The organism is Hymenobacter terricola (assembly GCF_017921975.2).
GTDB lineage: Bacteria > Bacteroidota > Bacteroidia > Cytophagales > Hymenobacteraceae > Hymenobacter > Hymenobacter terricola.
The window spans coordinates 1-3,900 of record NZ_JAGEMO020000114.1; the positions used below are offsets into that span (position 1 = coordinate 1).

General features: G+C 65.2%; 1 protein-coding gene. It reads right to left on the reverse strand.

Going from position 1 to position 3,900, the window contains the following annotated elements; all coding sequences use genetic code 11:
- Window positions 1-203: 203 nt before the first annotated feature.
- Window positions 204-3,878: a DUF4394 domain-containing protein gene (locus J4G38_RS25805; protein ID WP_226163875.1), complete on the reverse strand. Its 3,675-nt coding sequence runs from the start codon at window positions 3,876-3,878 to the stop codon at window positions 204-206.
- Between the last annotated feature and the right edge of the window lie 22 nt (window positions 3,879-3,900).

The following is a 3,900-nucleotide window of genomic DNA, read 5'->3' on the forward strand; positions in this document are numbered from 1 at the left end:
TGTCCGTGTACGGTGCTAAAATATAAAAGATTAATTGCGCAGAGCGTAAACCGGCACCACTCCACCTTTTGCATTGGCCAGGTTATGGGAATTGCGTTATTAAATTGAATTATTGCTGTTTGATTAGCTCTAAAGTAAATGGCCCGCTATCCGACGAATGTCAGGCAGCGGGCCATTTACTTTATGCACCTAAGCGCTACGTTTTACTGCACCACCAGGCGTTTGGCGACGAGGCCGGCCTGGGTGTGGGCCAGCACGGAGTAGACGCCGGGGGCCAGCGCGGCCAGGGGCAGCTCCAGCACGTCGGTTGCGCCGGCGGGCAGCGTGCGCGTGAGCACCACGCGGCCCAGGTTGTCAAGCACCGAAACGCCCGTGGCCCGGTTGCCGCGCAGCGCCACTGGCAGCAGCAGGGCGGCCGTGGCGTGGGCCGGGTTGGGGTACACGCTGGCCAGCTGGGCCAGGGCGGCGGGAGCCGTGGCCAGCACGCGGTTCCGGGTGGTGAACAGCACGGCGTAGCGGCCGCCGGCCGCCCCGTTGGCGGCCAGACTCAGGCTCAGGGCGGGCGTGGTGGCCAGGTCGGTGTAGGCGCCGGTGAGGGCGTCGCGCAGGTAGGCGTGGTAGTTGGTGGGCAGGTTCAGCAGCTCATCGACGGCCAGCGTGTAGGTGCCGGCGGTGGCCACGCCCAGGTGCAGGGGCAGCAGCACGTCGGCCCCGGTCAGCAGGGGCTGGCCGTTGATGGCGACTTCGGCCGTGCCGGCTTCGGTAGCGAACGTGAGGCCATTGGGGGCGGGCAGGCTGTAGGCGTCGAAAGCCCGGTCGAAGGCAGTGGTGGCGCCCTGGTCGAAATACATGGAGGCCTGGGTGGCGGCAGTGGCGTTGCGTAGCGTGAGGGCCAGCAGGGTACGGGTTTCGGCGGTGCCGCGCTGGAACAGGGCGGTGGTGGCGGTGTCGCGCTCGGCATTGGTGAACGTCAGGCTGCCGCTGGTGCCGGCGGTGCTGGTCCGAACGAAGAAGCCCTGGCCCACTGGCAGCGAGTTGGTGCCGCCGTTGGTGCCCACGCCGTTGATGTAGCTGGCGTAAGAACCCGTGTACTGGCCGCTGCTCTTGAACACGTACAGGGCATTATCTACACCGCTCAGGCGGCTGTTGCTCACCATGCGCTGCCAGTCGAGGGGCGAGGGGAAGGGGTTGCCGCGCAGGTGCCAGCCGCTCTGGGGCAAGCCGCCCCGCGTCAGGCCGCTCACGCTGATGGGCGTGGTGCCGTCGTTGGCCGTGCCAGTAAAGTCTACCAGGGCCGATGAGGCAATATTTACCGTGTAGCCGCGGGCCGTTTCGAGGGCCTCGGCCGTGCTGGCGGGTACCTCGTAACCGCGGTCAAAGTCGCGCGAGCCGTTGGCGGGCACGTTGGTCGTCACGCGGGTTTCGTTGTACTTGAGAATAGTGGGGAAGGGCGTAATAGAAACCTGCGTGGGGTCGGCCGCACCGTTGTAGGCGGCGGCCTGGCTTACTTCGGGCGAGTAGCCGGCGGTGGCGAAATCAGCCACCGTGTTGCCGCTCACCGGCGAGCTGTAGTGGCGGTAGCCCACGCCACTGTTCAGGCTTGGTGCGATGTAGCGCTGCGCCGTGACGCTGCCCACGATGACCCCGCCGCTGTTGAACACATAAGCCGTGCCCGCAGCACTGGAAAGCAGCGTCAGCGTCTGGCCGGTGCTGGTCAGGCTACCGGTTAGCCGCAGGCCTTTGCTAATGGAAACCGGCCCACCCAGGGTGGCCGCGCCGTTAACAACGAGAATGGGGAAAGTAGTGAGGGTTCCGGCCAGCGTGTGGGGGCCAGCGGTGGTCAGCGTCACGCGCCCATTGCCCTGCGCGCCCGATGCAGCCACGGAACCCGAGTTGTTGGTGAAGTTGCCGCCCACAAGCAGTACGCCGTTGTCGGCCAGCGTGAGCACGGCGCCGCTGTTCAAGGTCACGTTGCGGGCCTGCTTGCCAATGCCATTGCTTGCCGATACCGTGGGCTGGTTGGGTGTGCCACTCGGAATCACCACGTCGTTGTTGGTGGTGGGCACCTGGGCGGGCGTCCAGTTGGCGGCCGCGTTCCAGTCGGTGCTCACCGAGCCGTTCCAGGTCAGCAGCGTGCCGGCCTGAATGAAGGCCGACAGGCCCGATACGTTGGTGCCGAAACCAATGGTGCCGAGGTTGGTAGCGGCGCCATTAGTCAGGTTGATGGAATACAGATTGTCGAACGTGGTGCGGCCCGCCGTGCCATCGGTGTTCACGGCCAGCAGGGCCTGGTTGGTCGTCGTGCTGGGCGTGTTGAAGATGTCGAAATCGGCACCATCGGCAGCGGCGGCGGTCAGGCCGCTGTTGCCCTGGCTGACCAGGGTGCCGTTGTTGGGCGGGTTTTGCAGGTAGAGGGTGCCCGTCGTGGCATCGTAGTCGTAGAGCGCCGTGGCGTTGGCGTTGCTCTGGTTGTTGGTGTAAGCCGCCGCGCCCACGCCGGTGCCCGACAGGTTGGTATCGGTGGCGGTGAGGGTGCCATCGTTGGGGTTGAGGCGGTAGTTGGCGCCGTTGGTGGCCACTACCCGGATGCGGTCCACCGTGGGGTTGAAGTCGAAGCCGATGCGCTCGGCTGGCGTGCCAGCGGCGTTGGCCGCGCCCAGGGCCAGGTTGGGGGTGGTGCCCACGGCCGTCAGATTACCGGTGGTCAGGTTCACGGTATAGATGCTGGCGGCGGTAGTGGCCGGGTTGTAGCCCAGCGCGTAGAGCTGCGCCGTGGCCGGGCGGAAATCAATGCCCACCACCGTCTGGCCAGCGGCCAGGCCGCCACCAAAATTTACCGCCGAGCGGATGTTGCCAGGCGCTCCCGAATCGAACGAAACCAGGTTGCCGCCGGCCACGGCGTACATCAGCAGGCCGGTGAGGGCCGGCTGGGTGGGCGGAGCAATGGCTACCGCGATGTCGCGAATCTGAAAGGGTACAACCGAAGGAATGGTGTTGCCGCGCAGGGTGGCCGCGCCCGTGGCCAGATTCAGGGCGTAGAAGTTGCTGCTGCCCCCAGGCGTTACCTCCGTTAGATAGGCTTCGTTGAGGCCCGTGGTGGCATTGTAGTAAATGTCGATATCAACGGCCTGGGGCGAGCCGGTCACGATGCCGTTGAACAACACATCCACCGGGGAGGTGAGGACGCCATTATTGGGTGGGTTCTGAATGGACAGAATGGCCGTGTTGCCTGGGGTGGTGGCTGAAGTCGTATTCAGTTCATCAAAGTCGTAGAGGGTGGTGCTGGTGCTGCCAATGTAGGAGTTGGTGTAGGCCACCGCCCCAATGCCGGGGTCGGCCGGGGCACCGCCGGTGTAGGCCAGGTTGCCATCAGTGGCAGCAATGCCCCCCGTGACGGGATTGAGGCGGTAGTTCCGGTCGTTGGTGCTCACCACCCGGATGCGGTCCACGGTGGGGTTGAAGTCGAAGCCAATGCGGTCGCTGACGCTGCCCAATTCCAGCCGGATGGCCGCTCCCACCGCCGTCAACACACTTGTGGCGGGGTCCAGGATATATACCTGGGCGTTGGCGGTGGGTGCCGCCAGGGAGGCGTCATAGCCCAGGGCAAACAGTTGGCCGGTATTAGGGCGAGAGTCTATGCCCACAATCGTCTGACCAACCGTAATGCCCGTAATTGGAGCAGGGGAAAACGTATTGGTGGCCCCCGTTGCCGGGGTGATGATGATGAGGCCCTGTACGCCCACCGGCTGGCCCACGTTGTTCGGCGGCACCGTGCCCAGGCCGTAAATGGTTTGGGCATTGGCCACCGGAGCAGCCAGAAGCAGCCCGGCGCTCAGCGCGGCTCCCAGCAAACGACAAATGCCCTGGCGCGTAGCCAAGTGCGAAAGTAGGGGTGTGTGC